General features: G+C 72.2%; 16 protein-coding genes. 4 read left to right on the top strand and 12 right to left on the bottom strand.

The annotated features are described in order from the left end of the window. Nucleotides 1–11 precede the first annotated feature (11 nt). Nucleotides 12–659: an IclR family transcriptional regulator gene (locus tag O7598_RS01390; RefSeq protein ID WP_269689649.1), complete on the top strand. Its 648-nt coding sequence runs from the start codon at nucleotides 12–14 to the stop codon at nucleotides 657–659. 309 nt (nucleotides 660–968) lie between these two features. Then, nucleotides 969–2228, top strand: a complete 1260-nt coding sequence (locus O7598_RS01385; protein ID WP_269689648.1) for a hypothetical protein — start codon at nucleotides 969–971, stop codon at nucleotides 2226–2228. A gap of 185 nt (nucleotides 2229–2413) precedes the next feature. Here the strand turns inward: O7598_RS01385 and O7598_RS01380 are convergent, their stop codons facing one another. The 4 genes from O7598_RS01380 to O7598_RS01365 form a co-directional block, all read right to left on the bottom strand. Further along, the gene (locus O7598_RS01380; protein ID WP_269689647.1) at nucleotides 2414–5953 is read right to left on the bottom strand and encodes a hypothetical protein; all 3540 of its coding nucleotides are present in this window, start codon (nucleotides 5951–5953) and stop codon (nucleotides 2414–2416) included. Nucleotides 5954–6207: 254 nt separating this feature from the next. After that, on the bottom strand, nucleotides 6208–7896 hold the full coding sequence (locus O7598_RS01375; protein WP_269689646.1) for a S8 family serine peptidase: 1689 nt from the start codon (nucleotides 7894–7896) through the stop codon (nucleotides 6208–6210). An 89-nt stretch (nucleotides 7897–7985) separates the two neighbouring features. Continuing rightward, nucleotides 7986–8684 carry an HAD family hydrolase gene (locus O7598_RS01370; protein WP_269689645.1) on the bottom strand — a complete coding sequence of 233 codons (699 nt, stop codon included), beginning with the start codon at nucleotides 8682–8684 and terminating at the stop codon, nucleotides 7986–7988. Continuing rightward, nucleotides 8681–9643: an EamA family transporter gene (locus O7598_RS01365; protein WP_269689644.1), complete on the bottom strand. Its 963-nt coding sequence runs from the start codon at nucleotides 9641–9643 to the stop codon at nucleotides 8681–8683. The genes O7598_RS01370 and O7598_RS01365 overlap by 4 nt, the downstream gene beginning before the upstream one ends. 72 nt (nucleotides 9644–9715) lie before the next feature. Between O7598_RS01365 and O7598_RS01360 the strand changes: the two genes are divergently transcribed. Further along, nucleotides 9716–10261 carry a CGNR zinc finger domain-containing protein gene (locus O7598_RS01360; protein ID WP_269689643.1) on the top strand — a complete coding sequence of 182 codons (546 nt, stop codon included), beginning with the start codon at nucleotides 9716–9718 and terminating at the stop codon, nucleotides 10259–10261. Here O7598_RS01360 and O7598_RS01355 read toward each other — a convergent pair. From O7598_RS01355 to O7598_RS01345, 3 genes are read right to left on the bottom strand one after another with little or no spacing between them, the layout of a single operon-like run. Beyond that, on the bottom strand, nucleotides 10228–10821 hold the full coding sequence (locus tag O7598_RS01355; RefSeq protein ID WP_269689642.1) for a GNAT family N-acetyltransferase: 594 nt from the start codon (nucleotides 10819–10821) through the stop codon (nucleotides 10228–10230). The two genes, O7598_RS01360 and O7598_RS01355, sit on opposite strands and share 34 nt — an antisense overlap. Before the next feature lie 41 nt (nucleotides 10822–10862). Then, nucleotides 10863–11048 (bottom strand): DUF397 domain-containing protein, encoded by a 186-nt coding sequence (locus O7598_RS01350; protein WP_269689641.1) that lies wholly within the window; start codon nucleotides 11046–11048, stop codon nucleotides 10863–10865. Continuing rightward, nucleotides 11039–11851 (bottom strand): helix-turn-helix domain-containing protein, encoded by an 813-nt coding sequence (locus O7598_RS01345; protein WP_269694707.1) that lies wholly within the window; start codon nucleotides 11849–11851, stop codon nucleotides 11039–11041. The genes O7598_RS01350 and O7598_RS01345 overlap by 10 nt, the downstream gene beginning before the upstream one ends. Nucleotides 11852–12108: 257 nt before the next feature. Here O7598_RS01345 and O7598_RS01340 point away from each other — a divergent pair, with 257 nt between their 5' ends. Next, nucleotides 12109–12372, top strand: a complete 264-nt coding sequence (locus O7598_RS01340) for a hypothetical protein (RefSeq protein ID WP_269689640.1) — start codon at nucleotides 12109–12111, stop codon at nucleotides 12370–12372. 1 nt (nucleotide 12373) lies between these two features. Here O7598_RS01340 and O7598_RS01335 read toward each other — a convergent pair whose 3' ends face one another. The 5 genes from O7598_RS01335 to O7598_RS01315 form a co-directional block, all read right to left on the bottom strand. Continuing rightward, nucleotides 12374–13774: a class II fumarate hydratase gene (locus tag O7598_RS01335; RefSeq protein ID WP_442929780.1), complete on the bottom strand. Its 1401-nt coding sequence runs from the start codon at nucleotides 13772–13774 to the stop codon at nucleotides 12374–12376. Between the two features lie 53 nt (nucleotides 13775–13827). Then, nucleotides 13828–16809 carry an AfsR/SARP family transcriptional regulator gene (locus O7598_RS01330; RefSeq protein ID WP_269689638.1) on the bottom strand — a complete coding sequence of 994 codons (2982 nt, stop codon included), beginning with the start codon at nucleotides 16807–16809 and terminating at the stop codon, nucleotides 13828–13830. Nucleotides 16810–17008: 199 nt separating this feature from the next. Next, complete coding sequence (locus O7598_RS01325; RefSeq protein ID WP_269689637.1) at nucleotides 17009–18676, bottom strand: fumarate hydratase; 1668 nt, start codon at nucleotides 18674–18676, stop codon at nucleotides 17009–17011. 76 nt (nucleotides 18677–18752) lie between these two features. After that, complete coding sequence (locus O7598_RS01320) at nucleotides 18753–20135, bottom strand: PQQ-binding-like beta-propeller repeat protein (protein WP_269694706.1); 1383 nt, start codon at nucleotides 20133–20135, stop codon at nucleotides 18753–18755. Between the two features lie 171 nt (nucleotides 20136–20306). Then, nucleotides 20307–20795: an Lrp/AsnC family transcriptional regulator gene (locus O7598_RS01315; protein ID WP_091069997.1), complete on the bottom strand. Its 489-nt coding sequence runs from the start codon at nucleotides 20793–20795 to the stop codon at nucleotides 20307–20309. Between the last annotated feature and the right edge of the window lie 93 nt (nucleotides 20796–20888).

Below are 20888 nucleotides of genomic sequence, written 5' to 3'. Positions count from 1 at the left end.
CGCTGCGTGCTGTGGACACGGCGGCACGCCCTCCAGAGACCGCGCAGACCCTGGACCGGGGTCTACGCCTGTTGCACCTCGTCGCGGACGCCCCGGGCGGGCTGACCGTCACCGAGGCGGCACACCGGCTGGGCATCGGCCGGGCGGCGGTCTACCGGCTGGTCGGCGCGCTGGCCGGGCACGGGATGCTCCGGCGCGACGGCGAGGGCCGGCTGCGGATCGGGGTCGGCGTGCTGCACCTGGCCCGCCGCGCCCAGCCGCTGCTCGCCGAGGGGGCGATGCCCGCGTTGCGCCGCCTCGCCGAGCGGACCGGGGCGACCGCGCACCTGACCGTGGTCGAGGGCGGCGAGGGCGTCGCGCTGGCGGTGGTCGAGCCGAGTTGGACCGCCTTCCATGTGGCGTACCGGACCGGTTCCCGGCATCCGTTGGAGCGGGGCGCGGCGGGCCGGGCAGTGCTGGCCGGACGCGCCGGCGACGCCGGGCCGGTCAGCACCAGTGGTGAGCTCCAGTCCGGCGCGTACGGGGTGGCCGCGCCGGTGCTCGGGGTGCCCGGGCTGGAGGGGAGCGTCGGCGTGGTGTCGCTGACCCCGCTGGACGTGGCCGAGGTGGGCGCCCAGGTCACCGCCGCCGCCGAGGCGGTCGCCGCCGCGCTCGCCTGATCCGGCGTGCCCGCCCTGCGCCGAGCGGGGATTCACCTCCTGCTCGCCGAGATGGTGGCATCCGTCCGGCCCCGACCCCACCACCTCGGCGAAGCGCAGCCGATCGTTCCGGGCCCCAACACGGCCCGGCCCGCAGGCCCGCCAGTCAGACGCCACCTCGGCGAAGTGAACTCGATCTTCGGGCAGATGGAGCACGGCGCTAGCACACCGACAGGCCGCGTGGCGGTTGTCCACAGGTGCGGCGATCAGGGCCGTCAGTGGTTGTCCACAGGGATGGAGACGGCGGCAGGCACGGCTCACGCTGGACACATGCCACCTCATCCATATCGGCCACCGCAGTTGGCCTGGCAGGTCTTCCGTGGCTCGGACGCGGTTCGGCGCGGGTTGCTGTCCCGGCACCATCTCCGGGGCGCGTCCTGGGTCCGGCTCCGGCAGGACGTCTACGCCGACGCGCGCCTCGACCGTGACCACGCGCTGGCCTGCCGGGCCGTGCTGCTCCGGATGCCGCCCGGCACCCTGGTCGCCGGCCCGTCCGCGGCCTACCTGCACGGGGTCGAACACGCCGCCGACTTCACCGACGACGTGCACGTCCTGCTTCCGGCCACGGTCCGGGCCGACTCCCAACCGGGCATCCGGGTGCACCACGCCCCGATGACCGACCCGTGCCATGACCTTCCGGCCCGCGCCGACGCTCGCGGTCCCGCCAAGGACCGACCCCTGACCGGCGCCCACGATCCCGGCACTCGGGGCCCCGCCCCGGGCCGACCCCCGACGAACGATTCCGGCACTCGCCGCAGCGGCGCAGGTCGTCCCGGAACTGGCCATCTCGCCAATGATCGTCTCGGCACGGGCCGTCCGGATGCTCGGTCGGGATCGCTCGCCGCCTCCACGTCGACCGGGCTCGTGACGGCGACCATCGTCGGCACGTCGCCACTGTCGGTCGGGCCGTCGGACATGGCGGCACCGGCCGGGAGATCAGAGCCGGACGGTCCGTCCCGCCTCATCCATGCGCCGTTCCCGCCCGAACCCACCCGCCCCGGGCCCTCACCACGCACCGGGCCTGCCGCCTGCGCCTGGGAGACGGCGGTCTGGGTCGATCCGGTGAAGGCCATAGGCATCATCGACGGGCTGCTGCGGGTCGGGGCGGTCAACCGGTCCGGGCTGGCCTCGGAGGCGGCCCGGAACGCCGGTCGGCCGGGTGGCCGGCGGGCGTCCTGGGTGTTCGGCCTGACCGACGGCTGCGCCCAGTCGCCACCCGAGTCCCACCTGCGGGTCCGGCTCGTGTTCGCCGGTCTGCCGCGACCGTTGGCACAGCATCCGGTACGCGTGTCCACCGGCCTCGTCCTGCACCCCGACCTGGCCTGGCCGCAGTTCCGGGTCGCCGTGGAATACGACGGTCAGTGGCACGCCGATCCCGACCGGATGCACCTCGACAGGCGTCGGCTCAACCAGTTCGTCGAGGCCGGCTGGCTGGTGCTGCACGTGACCGGCCGCCGCCTGCGACAGGAGTTCCCCGCCCTGGTCCGCGAGATCCGCGCCGCGTTGGTGGCCCGCGGATGGCGCCCATGACGCGTCTCGGCCTGGCCGGCACCCGCCCGGGCACCGAAGGCACGACGGACGCCCCACCACCGGGCCCGAGGGACCCGATAGACAGACCACGCACCGGCCGGTGGACACGACCCACGCGCAGCCGCACCCCGAGGACAGGGTGCGGCGGCGCCCAGGCCGGCCGGACGCCGCCGCACCGGTTCCGGTCAGGCCGGCGTGGTCACGGCAATGATGCCGCTGAACGCCGAGCTGCCGGACGAGTTGACGGCTTGGATCCGGTAGTAGTAGGTGGTCGACCGGGCCCGCCCGGTGTCGCTGTAGCTGCGGGCGGTTCCGGCCGGCGTGAACGTTGCCAGGTTGGCCGTGAACGCCACGTTGGTGGCCCGTTGGAGCACGAAGCTGGTGACCACGCTCGTGGCGCTCTCCTGCCAGGTGAGGTTCACGGTCGCCGTACCGCCGGTCACGGCGACGGCGGTGCCGGCGAGGTTCGTCGGGACGGCCGGCGGGCCACCGACGGCGATCGTGGCGGTGTTCGACCAGGGCGAGCCGACGCCGAGATAGACCGTACGCACCCGGTAGTAGTAGGAGGTGCCGGCCGCGACGGTGGTGTCGGTGTAGCTGGTCGCGTTGGCTGCCAGCGTGACAGTGGTCAGACCGGTGGTGAAGGTGGCGTTCGTCGCGCGCTGGAGTTCCACCGAGGTGGAGTACGACCGGTTGATCCAGGTCAGGGCGACGCGCACCGGAGTGCCGCTCGGTTGGGTGGCGGTCAGGTTCGTCGGGCCGGTCAGGGTGACCACCGCGGACGCGGTGTTCGACCAACCGGAATAGCTGGCGCTGTTCTCCCGACGGATCCGGTAGAAGTAGGTGGTGCCCGGCGCGGCGGTCGAGTCCGTGAAGCTGGTCGCCCCCGCCGCGGCGGTGAAGGTGGTGAGCCCGGCGGTGAAGGTGGAGTTCGTCGAGCGCTGCACGAGGACCTGGGTGGCGGCGGGCAGGCCGGCCGGGTTGACCCAGCTGAGCACGATTGCCGGCGGGACCGTGGTCGACCCGGCGTTGGCCGTGGCGGTCAGGTTGGTCGGCGGCGCCGGCGACACCCGGATCACCATCGGCCGCATCATGTCGAAGTCCTCGTGGTCGACCATGTGGCAGTGCCACACGTACTCCCAGCCGAAGTTGTAGGGCTGGTTGGTGACGGTGGCCGGGTCGCCGGTCTGCGGGTTGATCTGGGTGAACCCGTTGGTGGTGCCGGCGACCTGGGTGGGGTCGAGCATCCGCACGCTGTCGCCGATCTTGAACGGCAGGTTGGCGGGCAACGCGGGCCGCATGGCGACGATGCAGTCCTCGAGCGGGTTCATCCGCACGGTTTCCTTCCACCCCACCTCGTTGGCGTCCGGCGGCTTGTAGGCGCCGTCCCAGCCCACCCGGTTGATCAGTTGGACGTTGAAGTAGTGGAAGTGGATGAAGTGGGTGTCCACCCCGTTGTGGGTGACCTTCCAGATCTGGGTGCCGTCACCGGTCGAGCCGACCGGGGTGGCCAGGTTCGACATGTAGAGGATCTCGGTCGGCGGGTCGATGTAGGCCAGCGGGATCGTGGTCTGGATGAACGCGCTGGTCTTGGGCAGCTCGACGCCGAGGGTGGGCATCATCCGCCCGTACGTCGGGTCGAATTCCTCGACGATGGCCTTGGGCTGGAGATCGAGGGTGACCGGGGTGGTGCCGCCCACCGGGACGTAGGTGATGGTGGTGTCCTGGATCGCCACGTAGTGGTTCGTGTAGTTGGTTCCGAACGCCGCGTTGTACGCCTTCTCCGGCACGATCGGCTTCGGCTGGCTCTGCGCGTAGGCCTGGGGCAGTCGGGTCCGCAGGCGGGCGAGGTCGAACGGCGTGGCGGGGGTGCCCACGACGCGGATCTGCATGATCGTCCGGGTGTTCGGGCCGTAGCCGGGCTGGGTGGTGGGCGCCCCGCCGCTGTCGGTCTGGTCCGGGTCGCCGGTGTAGTAGTCGTACCGGGTGTCGTAGGCCGGCATCGGCGCGGGGGCGTCGTTGTAGAGGATGAGCGTCGAGCCGGGCGCGACCGTGGAGAAGTCGACGATCACATCCGCGCGTTCGGCCGGTCCGATCAGCAGCGAGTGGTCGGAGACGTTGAGCACGGTGATCGACCGACGGTCGTACTCGTAGTTGATCGGCTGGGGTGGGATGACGGCGACCTCCGGCAGGAGCCCACCCTCGTTGCCGATCTGGATCCAGTCCGGGCCGACCGCGCTGGGGGCGGGCACTCCGCCCTCCCGGCCGTCGGTGGGCCAGGTCGGTGGCAGGCCCTCGCCCGGGCAGGCTTCCACCATCGGCACCTCGCCCGCCGCGCCGTCGTTCAACGTGCCGTCCGGCTTCCACATCGTCCCGTTCGAGGCGGCGTGGTAGAGCTGCAGGTTGAGGGCCCGGTCGTTGCAGGCGTTGAGGATCCGGAACCGGTACGCCCTCGGTTCGACCTGCAACGTGGGGTAGGCGCAGCCGTTGACCACGGGGGTGTCCATGAACGCCTCGGGTGTGATGGTGGGCAGCGGCGTCCCGGGCTGGACCGGCGGCTCCCAGGGCCGGTTGACCGGGTCGTAGTACGGGTTGGGCACCGGGCCATGCTCGATGCCGGTGAAGGGCGGCCAGAACCACGGTCCGTAGTCCCAGCGGCCCATCGGGTTGGCGCCGGCCTCGTTGTACGGGTTCTGGTTGGGCATGTAGACGTGTGGCAGCCACAGGCTGCCCTTGCCGCCCCAGTTGGCGGTGTCCCAGGTGGGGTCCTGCCTGGCGAGCTGGGCCGGGTCCGGCACGAACGTCTTGTCCTGGATCAGGAGCGGGATCTCCTCGGCGGGGATCACCCCGTCGGTCACCAGCTGCCGCTCCACCGGGTCCTGGAGCAGCAGCATCCCGATCTGTCCGCTGTACGGGTTGAGGTGGGTTGTCCCCTCGGTGTGGTCGTGGAACCACATCATCCGGGCGCTCTGCTGCATGGGGAAGTAGAGCGTGACCGCGCCCGCACCCGGGTCGGGCATGTCCGGCACGATCGCGTAGGCGGCGCCCTTCGGGTAGGACGTGACCTCGCCCGCCGGGGTGAACCACTGCAGCGGGGTGCCGTCACTGATCCACTGCGTCTCCGAGCCGTGCAGGTGCAGGACGGCCCGGTTCTGCTTGTACAGCTCGGTGCTGTTCAGGGGTCCGGTGCCGTTTCCGCACAGGGTGATGTCGACGGGCAGGAAGAGGTTGCCGGCCGCGCCGGTGGGCAACTGGTTGACCAGCTTGATCCGCACCGGGCGGTTCCGCCGGGCGTAGATGAGCGGACCACCGTAGTAGGGGCGGGGCGGTGGTGCCACGGTGTTGTGCCCGCTCGGGTCGGTGCCGTTGTTGATCTGCTTGTAGCCGCGCAGGCGGGTCGCCGGCAGGTCCTTGTGGAACTGCTGGGAGTACTGCTGGATGCCGATCTCGTAGTAGTCGCTGCCGGGGTAGGTGATGGTGTCGGGCACCGCAACCGGCAGGTAGTTGCCCAGGTCGTTCGCCTTGGTGGGGCCGATGCCGGGCAGCGTGTCGACGAACTTGCGCATCCCGGTGCCCGGCTGCACCACGCCCCCGACCACCGTCGGCAGCGGACTGTTCGCGTAGTTCGGGGTGAACCCGAAGTAGTCGGGCGGCGCGGCGGCCAGGGCCGCCTCGGCCGCGCTCTGCTTCGGGATGGCCACCTCGCGGATGGTTTCCTCGGACATGTCTTTACCTCCTCCCCGAGGGCCGCCGCAGCAGCGCCGCCCGCAGCCCGACGATCACTTTCCGTGACAAGTCAAGCCGAGCAACGTCGGGGAAGGAAGGGACCATTGGCCCGTCAAAGCGGGTTTGAGCTGGGCAAACGCCAATTCACGCCAACCGGACAGTCCTCGGCGGGAAAACCACGGTACGCATTCGCCGACACGGAGAAGCCCGGGCGACAGACGTCGCCCGGGCTTCTCGCGGTGGTGCGAGGTGGTTACGGTCGCGCGTTGGGCTTCAGCGGGGTCTTCACCGCGGCGTAGGCGTCGACGATGCCGTAGCCGTAGAAGCCGCTGAAGTTCAGCGAGCCCGCGCAGTACGCGTTGAACTCGTCGCTCCGGCCCTCGTTGGTGTAGGTCTGCAGCCGCGGCTCCGGGCAGGCGTGCTCGGCCGCCGTCCGGTAGAGGTGCTGCTCGACCTGGTCCGGCGCCATGCCGTAGCCGTCCCGGCCCTGCTTCTTGCCCCACTTGCTGACGATCAGCGCGGCCACACCGGCGGCGTGCGGGGACGCCATCGAGGTGCCCTGGAGGTAGGTGTACCAGCCACACTCACCCTTGGCGGTGCACTGCTTGAACACCGAGTTCTCGAAGCCGGCCACGATGTTGCCGTCCTCGTCGACCGACCCTTCCTCCTGGAGCACCTTCTTCGGGTACGTGGAGAGGATCATGTTGGCGTCGGCACGGTAGGTGTCGGTGCCGAAGCCGTCCCGGAACCAGCCGCCCGGGGCCGCCACCGAGGTCTGCTCGGTGCCGTAGTTCGAGTAGTCGGCCTTCTTGCCGGACGGGCCGACCGCCGACACGCTGATCACGTGCGGGCCCTCGGTGGGCAGGTCCCAGCAGCTCGCGTTGTCGATCGGCCGCGGGTACGGGTCGGCGCCGTAGTCGGGGCTGCTCACGTCGGTGCGCGGGTCGCCCAGGTCCTCGTGGTTGTTGCCCAGCGCGCCGACCAGCGTGACGCCCTTGCGGTGGGCGAAGGTCAGCGCCCGCTTCATGGCCTCGATGATGGTCCGCTGCTCGGCCTGCGCCTCCGGCGAGTCGGCCGGGTTCGCGGCGCAGTTGTAGAGCCACGGGTCGACGTAGAAGGACATGTTGACCACGTCCAGCCCGGAGCGGCCGGCGTGCACCAGCGCGTTGACCACCGGGTTGAGGAAGAAGTAGCCGCTGTCCTGGCCACCCTTCAGCTCGACCAGGGAGATCTTCGGGGCCACGCCGGAGAGGCCGAAGCCGTTGGCGGCGGCGCCGATCGTGCCGGCGACGTGCGTGCCGTGGCCGCCGTCGTCGGTGCCGACCGGGTCGAGGCAGCTCGCCACCTCGCACGGGCCGTCGACGTCGGGAAGGTCCGGGGCGAAGTTGCGCGACAGCGCCCAGTTGAAGTTCGGGGCCAGGTCGGGCTGGCTGGCGTCGACGCCGGTGTCCAGCACGCCGACGGTCACCCGGCGGTCACCCGGCTCGATCTTGCGGGCCTGGTCGGCCCGGATCATGTCCAGACCCCAGAGCTTGTCGTCCAGCGGGTCCATCTTCTTGGCGTTGCCCTTGGCAGCCTTGCCCTTGGCCGCGGCGGCGGCCAGCAGGTGTTCCTGCTCGACCCGGTCCAGCTTCGGCTTGCGGCCGATCGCCTTCTCCTCGGCCGCACCGACCAGCGCGCCGGCGGCGGTGGCGCGGCTGGCGAAGTCCGCCCGCTCACTGGTCACCTGGAAGAGGCCGACGTCGTCGGTGCGGGAGACGACCGTGCCGCCGGCCGCCTTGATCGCGGCGATCGCGGCGTCGGTGGAGACGCCGTTCTCCGCCAGCACGGTGAAGGTCCGGGTGTCCGACGGCGCGGCGGTCGCCGGGACACCCAGGCCGGTCACCGTGAGTGCCAGCGAGGCCGCGACCGCGACCGCACCGGCGGTGAAGCGCTTGCTCACCACATCAGATCCTCTCGTTGAGGGACGTGGCAGTCATCCCACAACATGGACGCGGGTTTCGCCAGGGGCCCGTCCGGAATAGCCCTCAATCAGGCATTCGCGCTCGTCACATCGATCAGCACGCCGGGCAGGTCGGTCAACGTGGACACCTCGGCGTCGGGTCGGAGGCCGGGCGGGCGCGGCAGGCCGCCCCGGTTGAGCCAGACGGCCCGCAGGCCGGCCCGCTGGGCGGCGATCACGTCGTGTTCCGGCGAGTCGCCCACGTGCACGACCCGGGCGGCGGGCAGCCCGGCGGCCACCACCACGGCGGCGAAGAACTCCGGTGCCGGCTTCTTGGGCAGGCCACCCTCGTGGGCGTACAACGCGAAGGCGAACTGGCCGGCGAGGCCGCAGCGTTCGGCGCGGCTGTTGCCGTTGGTGGCGAAGCCCAGCAGGTGGTGCGGTCGCAGGGCGGCCAGCGCCGGCAGCGCGTCCGGGAACGGCCGACTCAGGGCGTACCGGCGGGCGAAGAAGAGCGCGGCGAACTCGTCGAGGTGGGCGCCGAGCCCGGCCCGCTCCAGCGACCGGGCCAGCGCGGCCCGCCGGATCTCCTGCACCGGGGCCGCGCTGAGCGCCCCGAACACCGAACCCCAGTCGCCCTCCAGGTCCGCGAGCGAGACCTCGGCCGCCGCCGGGGTCCGCCGCCGCATCTCCTCGAGTACGGCCGCCAGCGCGCCGGTGACCGCCGGGCGCAGGTCGACGAGGGTCTCGTCGGCGTCGAAGACGACGGCGGTGCGGTGGCCGCTCATCGGTCGCCGCTCAGCGCCGGCTCGGCCGGGGTCGGCGCGACCGCCCCGGCGGCGGACCGCAGCTCGTCCACCCGGACCAGGGCGACGCCGCCGACGATGAGCGCCCCGCCGGCAAGCTGGACCACGGTCGGCAGCTCGTCCAACACCAGCCAGGCGATCAGCACGGCGAACATCACCTCGGTCAGCCCCACGAACGAGGAGAGCCGGGCGCCGAGCAAACGCGTGCCCGCCACCCCGGTCAGGTAGGCCACGACGGCGGCGATCAGCGACAACCCGGCGATCGGCACCAGCCAGCTCACCCGGTGGCCGGCGAAGCTGACGTCGGCGGTGCCGGCGGCCAGCGGAAGGGCCCCGACCGCACCGAGCAGCAGCAGCGCGAGGGCGCCGACGGCCATGCCGCCGCTCGCCATCACCACCGACGGCAACTCGTCGTCGAGGCGGCCGGCGATGACGAAGTAGCCGGCCAGGCCCACCCCGGCGCCGAGCCCCCAGAGCACGCCCACCGGGTCGAGCCGGCCCGCGCCGGTGAGGTCGAGGACGAACACCAGGCCCACCAGGGCGGTCAGCGAGCCGGCCACGGTCAGCCGCCGGGGGCGCTGGCCGTGGACCAGCCACATCCACCCGACCACCAGCACGATGCCGAGGTATTCCAGCAGGAGCGCGACGCCGACCGGCAGGTAGCGGACCGCGTTGAAGAAGCACGCCTGGGCCATGGCCACGCCGAGCAGCCCGAACAGCACCACCGGGAACGCGTTGCGGCGCAGCACCGGCCACCGGCCGCGCAGCGCCAGCAGGGCGGGCACGGCCAGCACCAGGGCGGCGATGCCGACCCGGGCGATCACCACCGCCACGGCCGACCACTCGCCGCTGATCAGCGGTCGGGCGAACGTGCCCGAGGTGGCGAACGTGAGCGCGGAGAGCAGGGCCAGGCCGAGCCCGGCGCCGGACCGTTCACGCATCGGCAACTCCTGGTCATTGGTGAAGGAGCGTTACGCTGATGACGCTAGGGGCACCGTCCGACAGGAGTCAAGTTGCTTTTCGCTCATGACACCGAGTGCGCGCTGGTCGCCGCCGCCGCGCTGGTGAACACCGCCGGCCCGGACCGGGAGGGCCTGCCCGACGTGGCCGCGCTCGACAGGTTCTTCACCGCTTACGGGTGGAGCGGCCGGCACGAGCACACCGACGCCGAGCTGCGCCAGGTCCGGGCGCTGCGACCACGGCTGCGCCGGATCTGGGACGCCGACACCGACGAGGTGGTGGAGATCGTCAACGCGCTGCTGCGCGAGTCCCGCGCGCTGCCGCAGCTCATCCGGCACGACGACGAGCCGTACCATCTGCACGCCGTGCCCCGCGACGCGCCGCTGGCCACCCGGATGGCGGTCGAGGCCGCGATGGCCCTGGCCGATCTGGTCCGGATGAACGAGCTGAGCCGGCTGCGCCACTGCGACCACCCCGACTGCGACGACGTGCTGGTCGACCTGTCGAAGAACCGGTCCCGCCGGTTCTGCGACGGTGGCTGCGGCAACCGGGCCGCGGTCAGCGCCTACCGGGCACGCAGGGCCGCGTCCCACTCCTGACGCACCCCCGGCCAGTCCGACCGGGTCAGCTCGTACTCCACCTCGCCGTGCTCCGTACCCGGGATCGGGTCGTCGAACGTCAGGTGGAACGTGCGGACGAAGCGCAACCCGGCCCGGGCCATCACCGCGCGGGACCTGTCGTTCACCGCCATCGTCTGCGCCCACACCCGCCGCACCCCGACCGTGTCGAACGCGTGCCGCACCAGCGCCCGCGCCCCCTCGCTGGCCAGCCCGTGCCCCCAGGCCGCGCGACGCAGCCGGTAGCCCAGCTCCGCCTCGGCGCCGTCGTGGGACGGGTCGAGCGCGTGCCAGCCGAGGAACTCGCCGGTGAACCGGTCGAGAGTGGCCCAGCGGCCGAGGCCGGGATGCCGGTCGTACTGCGCCAGCAGCCGGGGCAGCATCTCGCCTCGAACCGTCGCGGCCGGCGTCGGCTCGCCGCCGGTCAGGAACCGCATCACCTCCGGGTCGGCGTCCAGCGCGACCAACCGGTCCGCGTCGTCCACGGTGAACCGGCGCAGCGTCAACCGCGCGGTCTCCAGCAACACCCCGTCGTCAGCCACGGTCGGATCATCCCGCCGTCCCCGGCGCCCGAGCGAGGCATTTACCGCCGCGGTGGCGCGGCGACGAAAACCCGCCAGGGGTACGCGTCGAAGGTGAGCACCGGTCCCGCCGGGTCCTTGCTGTCCCGCACCCCGACCACGCCCGGCAGGTCGACAGCGACCTCGACACAATCATTGCTCTGGGCACTCCGGCGGCTCTTGCGCCAGGTGGCGCCGCTCAGATCCACGACTCCGCCACCTCCCTCACGAACTCGATGGACTCCTGCGGGGGCAACGCCTCACCGAGGATAGCCTCCCAGACTCGCTGGACGAGGCCGAGATCCGCCGGTTGATCAACCTCTTGGCCACCCGCCAGTGTGGCCATGAACGCCAGATCGGCTCCGTCCCGCAGGGTCGCCAGAATGAACGGACCGCCGAGGCCCGGATACTCCAGAGCGGACCGCGGCACGACATGCAACCGGACCCGCGGATGCTCGGTCACGATCCTGGCCAGATGCGTCGCCTGGTCGCACATCGTCTTGCGGGTGCCGACCTGCCGGCGCAGCGCGGCTTCGTCCAACACTGCCCACAACCGTGGTGGGTTCTCGTCGTAAAGAAGGCGCTGTCCCTCCATGCGCTCGGTCAACCGGTGCTCGACAACGTCCGGTTCGAGCACGCCGCCCGCCTCGAAGACGGCGCGGGCGTATGCCTCGGTCTGGAGCAGGCCGGGCACGTACAGCGGCTCGTACCAGCGCAGCACCCGCGACTGCGCGACGATCTCGCCCCGGCCCCGCAGCCAGGGCTGGGCGCGGTCCAGGCTGACCAGTTCGGTGAGCATCCGGCCGAAGAGGCCGCCGGCGTCGAGCGCCTGGTCGACCAGCTCCACGTACTTCGCGGTCGGCGGCTGGTGACCCAACTTCACCGCGCTCACCATCGACGCCGAGTAGTTGACCGCCCTGGCCAGCTCCTCCTGGCTCAAGCCGCGTCGAACCCGGGCCCGGCGCAGCTCGGCGACCAGGAAGGCCGCCGCCGTCATCTGCCCGTCCGCCATCCAGCCGCCCTCCAACGCCGGGTCGGTCAACTCCGACGGCGTGCCACCGACCCGGCGGCCCGCCGCAGCGTGCCTCGCGCAGCGCGCGCAAAGCCTTCCGAGCGTAGTCGTGCCATCAGCAGACTGTGAAGCGCGACGTTCGTGCTCCGATCCCCCGGGCACGGCGTCGCGGTGGGACCGCCCGCTCCCCCGGCCGGGCGGTCCCACACCCGCCGGGGCGGCGACATCACCAACGACTCAGCTCGAAAGGGACTGGCATGCCCCCACCCGACCGGCCGCACCTGGCGTTACGCCCGCTCTGGCTCTGCCGTACGTGCGGCGCCCCCTGGCCATGCCCGGAGGCGCGCCTCACCCTGGTCGGCGAGTACGCCACCGACCCGGTCGGGCTGAGCGTCTATCTCTGCGGCGTGCTCCACGAGACGACCGCCGACCTGCACCGGCTCCACCCCGACCACCGGCTCGACCCGGCCGCCCTGTTCGACCGCTTCCTCGGCTGGGCCCGGCGGCGGGCGACGCCCTGACTCAGGGGTGCGTCATCCGCAGCAGGTCCAGCGCCTCGTCCAACTGGGTCTCGGTGAGCTTGCCCGAGTCGACATGGCCGCGGGAGATCACCACCTCACGGATGGAGACCTGCTTGGCCAGCGCCTCCTTGGCGATCGAGGCGGCCTCGTCGTAGCCGAGGTGGCGGTTGAGCGGGGTGACGATCGACGGCGACCCTTCCGCGTACGCCAGGCAGACCTCGGCGTCCGCGACCAGGCCGGCCACCAGGCGCTCGGCGAAGAGCCGGCTGGACGCGGCGATCAGCTTGATCGACTCCAGCAGGTTGCGGCCCATGACCGGGAGCATCACGTTCAGCTCGAAGTCGCCCTGCGAGCCGGCGAAGGCCACCGCCGCGTCGTTGCCGATCACCTGGGCGCAGACCTGGCGCATCGCCTCGGCCACCACCGGGTTGACCTTGCCGGGCATGATCGACGAACCGGGCTGGAGATCGGGGATGCGCAACTCGCGCAGGCCCGCGCGGGGCCCGGAACCCATCCAGCGTACGTCGTTGGCGATCTTGTACAGGCCGACCGCGACGGTGCGGAGCTGACCCGACGTCTCCACCAGCGCGTCCCGCGCGCCCTGCGCCTCGAAGTGGTTGCGCGCCTCGGACAGCGGCAGGCCTGTCGAATCCCGCAGCCGCCCGATCACCTTGCCCGCGAAGCCCAGCGGCGTGTTGATCCCGGTGCCCACCGCGGTGCCCCCGAGCGGCAGCTCGGCCAGCCGGGGCAACGCCATCTCCAGCCGCTCCACGCCGTAGCGGACCTGCGCGGCGTAGCCGCCGAACTCCTGCCCCAGCGTCACCGGGGTGGCGTCCATCAGGTGCGTCCGGCCGGCCTTGACGACGGTTTCGAACTCGGCCGCCTTGGCCTCCAGCGCCATGGCGAGCTGGGTCAACGAGGGAAGCAGATCCTCCACCACGAACTGGGTGGCGGCCAGGTGGATCGAGGTCGGGAACACGTCGTTGCTGGACTGCGACGCGTTGACGTGGTCGTTCGGGTGGACGTCCCGGCCCAGCTCACGGCTCGCCAGGGACGCGATCACCTCGTTGGTGTTCATGTTGGACGACGTGCCGGACCCGGTCTGGAACACGTCCACCGGGAACTGGTCGTCGTAGCCGCCGGCGACGACGTGCGCGGCCGCGACGGCGATCGCCTCGGCCACGTCCGCGTCGATCACCCCCAACTCACCGTTGACCTGGGCCGCCGCACCCTTGATCTGCGCCAGCGCCTTGATCTGGGCCGGTTCGAGCCCGCGCCCGGAGATCGGGAAGTTCTGCACCGCGCGCTGCGTCTGCGCCCGCCACAGCGCCTCGGCGGGCACCTCCACCTCGCCCATCGAGTCGCGTTCGATCCGGTAACCGGTCGCCTCTGGAGTCGTCACGGATCCCATCCTGCCGCGCCGCCCGCCGACGTGCAGCGGAACGCGCGCCGGTCTCAGCCCAGCTCGGCCAGCAACTCCTCGGTGGCCCGCCGGTCCGGCGACTCGATCTGGACGAACAGCGCCAGCGCCCGGCTGGCGTACCGGTGCGCCTGCTCCGGGTCGGTCCACCGCAGGCACCGGGCCATGCCGTCCAGCGCCCGGGCCTGCTCGTAGCGGGCGCCGAGCCGGGTGGCGTCGGTGAGCACCCGGCGGTGCAGGTCCAGCGCGCTCGCCTCGTCGCCCTGGTCGAGGATCGCCCGGGCGAGCAGGTTGCGGGAGGCGCACTGCCCGACCAGGTCACCGGCGTCGTTGATGGCGACCAGCGCCTCCCGGTGCAGGGCCGCGGCCAGGTCGGGTCGGCCCTCCTCGCGCTCGATCACGCCCAGCTCGTTGAGCAGCTCACCCTCGCCGAACCGGTTGCCGGTGCGGCGCTTCACGGTCAACCCGGCCCGCAGCAGCCGCCGCGCCGGCTCCCGTTCCCCGCGCTGGCGCCGGGCCATGCCGAGATGGCCGATGGCGTTGCCGATCTGGCGCAGGTCGCCGCTCTGCCGGGCGACGCCCAGGTGATGGCGGCACATCCGCACGGCCTCGTCGGTGCGCCCGCTCCACAGCAGCGTGAGCGACAGGTTGTTGAGCAGGTTGGCCAGCGGCGCCGGGCCGTCCGACTCCCGGAAGAACGCCCGGGACGCCTCCAACGTCTCGATCGCCCGCCGGAACTGCAGACCCACCGCGTACGCCGTGCCGAGGTTGGCCACCGCGCCCCGCAGCTCCCCCGTCAGGCCGAGCCGCCGGTAGATCCCGACCGCCACCTCCATCTGCCGGATCGCCTCGGCGAAGCGCGCCCGCCGGTAGTTGGCCGAGGCGAGATAGTTGTGCATGGTCGCCACGGCCTTGTCGTCACCCAGCCGCTCGGCGGCCCGCAGGCCGACCCGGTGCGTCTCGATCAGGTCGTCCAGGTGACCGCCGTCGAAGTTGACCGCCCACCCGGCGCGGGCGAGCTGCCAGCTCTGCTGGAGGAAGCCCTCCGCCTCGGCCAACTGCACCAGCGCGGCCAGCGTCGCCCGGTTCTCCTCGATCCAGGTGCGGCCCAGCCCGACCGTGGCCGCCACCAGGTCGGGCCGCAGTGGGTCCGCCAGCGCGAACAGATCGCGCGGCACGGCGAGTTCCAGCGACAACGCGATGGTCGCGGCGACCTGCAGGTGATGATCGAGGAGCCGGGCGAGCGCCGCCCGCCGCTCCTCGGCCGTCTCGCGCTCCGCGCCGAGGGTACGCGCGTACTCCCGGATCAGGTCGTGCAGGCCGAAACGGCCCGGTTCCACCTCCTCGACCAGGTGCGCGTCGACCAGTTCGTCGAGCGCGTCCTGCGCGTCGGCGAGCGGGAGATCCGCGAGCACGGCCGCCACCCGGTTGTCGGCTCGGGCGCCCGGGTGGAGCCCGAGCAGCCCGAACACCCGCTGGGCGGCCGGCGACACCTGCTCGTACGACAGCGCGAAGGCCTGGGCCACCGACCGTTCCCCGGCGGCCAGTTCGGCCAACGGGTCGGCGGCGGTGGTCAGCCGCTCGGCCAGGTCAGCCACCCGCCACCGCGGTCGGTGTGCGAGGCGCGCCCCGGCCAGCCGCAACGCGAGCGGGAGGAGCCCGCAGCGACGGGCCACCTCCGCGGCAGCTTCCGGCTCGGCCGCGACCCGCTCCACCCCGGCCACCCGGGCCAGCAACTCGACCGCCTCGTCGAGGTCCAGCACCGGCAGCGACGACGGGCGGCCCTCGTCCAGACCGATCAGGCGGCGGCGGCTGGTGATCAGCACCAGGCAGTCCGGACCGTTCGGCAGCAGCGGTGCGACCTGCGCCGCGTCCGCCGCGTTGTCCAGCACCACGACCGCCCGTCGTTCGGCCAGCTCGGAACGCCACATCGCCAGCCGGTCGGCGGCGTCGACCGGCACCCGCTCGGCCGGCACGCCGAGCTGCCGCAGCAGGGTCGCCGCCGCGGCGGCGGTGGTCAGCGGGCTGCGCGCACTGTGCCCGTGCAGGTCGACGAAGAGCTGTGCGTCCGGGAACCGGTCCGCCAGGGCGGTCGCCACCTGGACGGCGAGCGTGGTCTTGCCGCTGCCCGCCATGCCGTCGACCAACTGGACCCGGACCCCGTCCTGCTCGATCTCCTTGACCAGCCGGGCCACGGTCTGCTGCCGCCCGGTGAAGTCGCTGATCGCCCGGGGCAGCGCCCGCACCGGGCCGGTGGCCCGGCTCTCCGTCCCGCCCAGTGCCAGGTCACCGGCGAGCACCCGCTGGTGCAGCTCCTGCAACGCCGTACCCGGTTCGATGCCCAGCTCGTCGGCGTAGATGCGCCGGCCCTCGCGGTAGACGGCGAGCGCGTCGGCCTGGCGACCGACCGCGGACAGGGCCAGCATCAACTGCCCCCGCAGCCGTTCGCGCAGCGGGTTGCGTTCGACCGCCTCGGTGAGCTCGTCGATCAGCTCGGCCGCCCGGCGCAACCGCAGCTCGACGTCGACGCGCTCCTCCAGCACCGCCAACCGTTGCTCGTCGAGGATCTGCGCCCGCCGCCGCACGCTCCGGGCGGGGATGCCGGCCAGCGCGGGACCGCGCCAGAGCGCCAGCGCGGACCGGAACTGCCGGCACGCCTCGCCCACCTGGCCGGCGACCACCTGCGCGCGGGCGGCCTCCACGGTCCGGGCGAACACCTCGGCGTCGAGGTCGTCCGGCTCGACCCGGACGCCGTAGCCGGCCGGATCGGTGACGATGGTCTCGGCGGGCAGCCCCAGCACCACGAACCGGTGCCGCAACCGCGAGACGCAGATGTGCAACTGGGCCCGGGCCGTGGCCGGCGGGCGTTCCTCCCAGACCGCGTCGATCAGCTCGTCGAACGGCACCACCCGGCCGGCGCGCAGCAGCAACAGGGCGAGCACGGTCCGGTCCCGACCTGCGGTGACGGTGGCTTCGCCACCGCCCACCCGCAGGGGTCCCAGGATCCCGAACCGCATGCGCGCCCCCGTACGCCCCTTGGTCACTTCCTGGAGCGTAACGCGGTGGTCACCGAACGCCGCGTGGAGGTGATAGAGATCTGATAGACGTTCGAGAGCGGCGGCGTCCACACTCATCCCGGGTTGCTGTCGGTGACGGCATCCGACGGGGGCGGTGCGCTCGCCGGGCCGAGAGGTCGGGCGAGCGCACCGATGTCGCTCAGCGGCGGCCGACCGTGAGCACCGGCTTGGTGACCTCGGCGAAGAAGTCGTTGCCCTTGTCGTCGACCACGATGAAGGCCGGGAAGTCCTCCACCTGGATCTTCCAGACCGCCTCCATCCCCAGCTCGGGATATTCGAGCACCTCGACGTGCTTGATGCAGTCCTGGGCGAGCCGGGCCGCCGGGCCGCCGATCGAGCCGAGGTAGAACCCGCCGTGGGTGCCGCAGGAACGGGTGACCTGGGCGGACCGGTTGCCCTTGGCCAGCATCACCATCGAGCCGCCGGCGGCCTGGAACTTCTCCACATAGGCGTCCATCCGGCCGGCCGTGGTGGGGCCGAACGAGCCGGACGCGTAACCCTCGGGGGTCTTCGCCGGGCCGGCGTAGTAGACCGCGTGGTCGCGCAGGTATTGCGGCATCGGCTCACCGGCGTCCAGCCGCTCGGCGATCTTCGCGTGCGCGATGTCCCGCGCGACGACGAGCGGGCCGGTCAGCGACAGGCGAGTCTTCACCGGGTATTTCGACAGCTCCGCGCGGATCTCGGCCATCGGCCGGTTGAGGTCGACGCGGACCACCTCCTCGGCGTCCAGCGTCTCGTCGGTGACGTCGGGCAGGAACCGCGCCGGGTCGGTCTCGAGTCGCTCCAGCCAGACACCCGACGGAGTGATCTTGGCGACCGCCTGCCGATCGGCCGAGCAGGACACCGCGATCGCGACCGGGCAGGAGGCGCCGTGCCGGGGCAACCGGACCACCCGCACGTCGTGGCAGAAGTAGCGCCCGCCGAACTGCGCCCCGATGCCGAAGTTGCGGGTCAACTCCAGCACCTCGGCCTCCAGCTCCAGGTCACGGAAGCCGTGCGCGCTCATCGAGCCCTGCGTCGGCAACGCGTCCAGATATTTCGCGGAGGCGTACTTGGCGGTCTTCAACGCGTATTCCGCGGAGGTGCCGCCGATGACGATCGCCAGGTGGTAGGGCGGGCAGGCCGCGGTGCCGATCAGCCGCAGCTTCTCCTCCAGGAACTGCATCATCCGCGTCGGATTCAACAGCGCCTTGGTCTCCTGGTAGAGGTAGGACTTGTTGGCCGACCCCCCGCCCTTCGCCATGAACAGGAACTTGTAGGCGTCGGGGTGGCCGTCCGGATCCTCGGCGTAGAGCTCCACCTGGGCCGGCAGGTTGCTGCCGGTGTTCCGCTCGTCCCACATGGTCAGCGGCGCGAGCTGCGAGTAACGCAGATTGAGCCGGGTGTAGGCCTGGTAGACGCCGCGCGAGATCGCCTCCGCGTCGGCGCCGTCGGTGAGCACGTGCCGGCCGCGCTTGCCCATCACGATCGCGGTGCCGGTGTCCTGGCACATCGGCAGCACCCCGCCGGCCGCGATGTTGGCGTTGCGCAGCAGGTCGAGCGCGACGAACCGGTCGTTCGGCGAGGCCGCCGGATCGTCGATGATCGACCGGAGCTGGGCCAGGTGGGCCGGGCGGAGGAAGTGGGCGATGTCGTGCATGGCCTCGGCGGTCAACGCGGTCAGCGCGGCCGGTTCCACGGTGAGGAACCGGCGGCCACCCGGGCCGTTGACGACGTCCACGCCCTCGTCGGTGACCAGGCGATATTCCGTCTGGTCGGGACCGGTCGGCAGCAGGGGTGCGTACGAGAAGGCGGCGGCACTGCTCATGACCGAAAAGCCTAGGGCAGACCGATCGATCGGTGACACCCGCAGGTGGGTCGTGGGACGCCGATCTCACCGGGCGTCACTTCCCGTCGGCGCAGAGTTCCTTCTTCGGCCCGCAACTGCCCTGGTCGTTCGGGGGACGCCAGGTGTCGGCCGGGTCCGGCGCCGGCACGGCGCCCTGCTCCGGTGCCGGCGCGCCGGCGGTGCCGGCGCCCCAGCGGACGTACCCGATCTCCCGGCCCTCTCCGACGATCATGCCGTTCGGACCGACCGCCAACGCGTTCGCCGAGGTACGCAGCTCGACCAGGACCCGGCCTCCGCGCGGCTCGACCGCGCTCAACCGGGACGGCTTGTCCTCGCTGATCACCGCCGCGTAGGGGGTGAGCGCCGCACCGCTCTTCTGACCGGCCGGGCGGGTCCACCGGGTCCGGTCGGCGGCCAGCTCGCGGCCGAGCAGGGAATCCTTGTCGGCGCTGCGCACCACCGCGTAGCGGTCGTCGACGGCGAGCAGCTTCTCCCCGTCCGCGCCGACCTGGAGCAGCCGGCCGTCGTAGCCGTCGAGCACCGCCTCGCGGCCGTCCGGGGCGACGCCGATCAGCACGTTCCGGGCACCCTGCGGATCCTCCCGCTGGACGCACCCGGCCGAATCCGCGGTGCGCAGGTTGATGCCGGTCCGCCGCCACACCTGCTGCCCGGTGGCCGGGTCGACGGCGGTGATGACGAAGTAGCAGCTCCCGTCGCGGGAGGTGGCCGCGATCCGGAGCAGCCGGCCGCCGACCACGGCGAGCCGCTCGTCCCGGCCGGGTTGGACGTTCTGCAGCACCCGGCCGGTGGCGGTGTCCACCACGTGCACCCGGCCGTCGACCGGGAAGCCGAGCAGCGGCGGGACCGACTCCGGCCCGGCCACCCCGCCGTCGATCCGGGTCGCGCCGAGGCGCCGGGTGCCGAGCAGCTCCGGGTTGTCGGCGAGTACGCCGCTGTGCACGCCGGGCAGGAACGCGCTCCACAGCGGAGCGGTGCCGCGCGGCTCCCAGGCCCGCAGGGTGCAGTCGGTGGGTTGCACGCAGTAGGCGTCGAGCAGCAGGTTGCGGTAGGTCCAGACCGCGATCGCGCGATCGTCGCGGCGACGGGTCACGCCGGAGGACGGGTCGAGCACCTCGTACCCCTTGTCCAGCAGCTTGCCCACCGCGACGACCGACTCCCGGCCGCTGCCGGCCACCGCCGACCAGTCGGCCTTGCGCTCCCAGAGCTGGCTGCCGTCGGCGAGCTTGCGCGCCTCGATCCGGGTGCGCTGCTCCACGACCACGGTGTCGCCGGCGATCGTGACGCTGCGCGGGGTGCCGCCGACGCGCTGCTGCCAGACCACGTCCGGCTCGGAGATCGGCTCGCTCCGGTCGACCCAGTCCCACAGGCGGGGGAACGGGTTCCACACGCCGGTGGCGGCGAGCACGACCACGGTGATGAGCCCGAGCAGCAACCAGCCGCGTACGCCTAGGCCCTTCACACCGACACGGTAGCGACGATCACCGTTCTCCCGGGCCCCGTGCGGGGCGTGTCGCGCCGCTTCTTGCTCGGCCCCGGATGTTAAGAGGGGCCCCTTCCTCTACCGAATGCGTTAAGCGGGGGCCCCTCCTTACCCCCGGGCCGCGGAGCGCACCAGCGGCAACGTGCGGTAGGGGATCTGCTCCGCCAGCGCGATGATCGTCGAGGCGCGCCGGATGCCCTCCGAGGCGACGATCTGGTCGATGACCCGCTGGAGGTCGGTGTTCGAGCGGGCCACGATGCGGCAGAGCAGGTCGCTGGAGCCGGTGATGGTGTGCGCCTCCAGCACCTCCGGGATGGCCGCCAGGTGCGCGGTGACCTGGTCGTGGCCGTGCCGCTGGCTGATCTCCAGAGTGACGAAGCTGGTCACCCCGAAGCCGATCGCGGCCGGCGAGATCTCCGGCCCGAACCCGCCCACCACGCCCCGCCCGACGAGCTTGTCCAGCCGGGCCTGGACCGTGCCCCGGGCCACCCCGAGCCGCCGCGAGCACTCCAGCACCCCGATCCGGGGTTCCTCGGCGAGCAGTTCGATCAAGCGGGCGTCCAGTTCGTCGAGCTGTGCATCCTGACCAGTGTTCATGGTGATGCACCGTACCGAATGCGCAACCTGACCAGGAATTTCGACAACTATTGCCCACCACCCGGCGGTCCGGAGATGCTCGCCGGAAGCACA

The sequence above is a fragment of the Micromonospora sp. WMMC241 genome, assembly GCF_027460165.1.
GTDB lineage: Bacteria > Actinomycetota > Actinomycetes > Mycobacteriales > Micromonosporaceae > Micromonospora > Micromonospora humi.
The sequence above is the reverse complement of the archived record's forward strand: the minus strand, read 5'-3'. Positions and strand labels throughout refer to the sequence as shown.